Here is a 975-nt window from a genome sequence, read left to right on the forward strand (position 1 = left end):
GATCGCTCTCTGGCTGGGAGAAACCATCAGTTTAAGAGCCTGGCTAGGAGCGCTCATTGCTTTGGGGGGGATTGCTTTCTTGTTTGGACTTGTTTAAAGCTTGATCAAAGCTCAAACCCTCTCTCAAGCTGGATTGCTGTACTCAAAAATCACCTGACTAATAACTTTCAAACTTGATAACTAAACACTCTTAGATGTGCTTTGAGCTACCGCCTCAACCCGAAGTTTGAGCAGTAGAACGGTAAAGCTATGGAGCAGCAGATAATCTCGGAATCACCGCCAAGCTCTCTCGCCCGTCCCCGTCCGCACTAACCCAGCGTTTAATCGCGCCGCTAAGGTCCTAGAACTACTGTGAGTATTAGGCTTTCTTCAATTTCTCTCTATATCTACGAGAGAAACCTGCTTAAACTTCACACTCTAATTCACATTACTGCCGTATTATAGAAATAAGGAACGATGGGTATTATCTTTCTACCCTCGGCTCTAGAGATGATGAATTTCTCTGAAAGTCCCATTAAGGATGTAAAAAGTGGTTAATTTCAATCCACTCACCGCACCGCCACCTAAAGAAGTGCCATTGAAGGATGCACCTCTTATTCGAGTAATTGCCCAGGTACGCTTTCCACCTATTCTCTCAATTGAGAAAAAAGATTTTGTTGGCTCATTTCAAGAGGCAATTCGAGAAAAATATCCTATTCTACAGCCTGAACAGACTCAGACGTTTGTTTTTGGACCTCAAGGTGCTGTACAGCCAACTCTTCAACTCACCTGGCGATTCATAGATGCAGCGGATAGTTGGCGTGTATCTTTAGCGCCTGATTTTATGGCGCTTGAAACAACGGCTTACTTAAGTCGTCGTGACTTTTTGGAGCGCTTAGAAAATGTGCTTATTGCACTTAAAAAAAGCTTTGATCCGCAAATTATCGAACGTTTTGGACCAGCATGTTTTCGGGGCAGAGCCGCTGTCTCAGGCTG

At 44.2% G+C, this 975-nt stretch carries 1 protein-coding gene; it reads left to right on the forward strand.

Features of this window, described 5'->3' with window-relative positions; genetic code table 11:
* Window positions 1-529: 529 nt before the first annotated feature.
* Window positions 530-975, forward strand: a 446-nt coding sequence (locus AC2VE5_RS28660; protein ID WP_486890900.1) for a TIGR04255 family protein, incomplete at its 3' end; no start/stop codon positions are given.

It is taken from the genome of Aliterella sp. E5.1, from assembly GCF_057473825.1.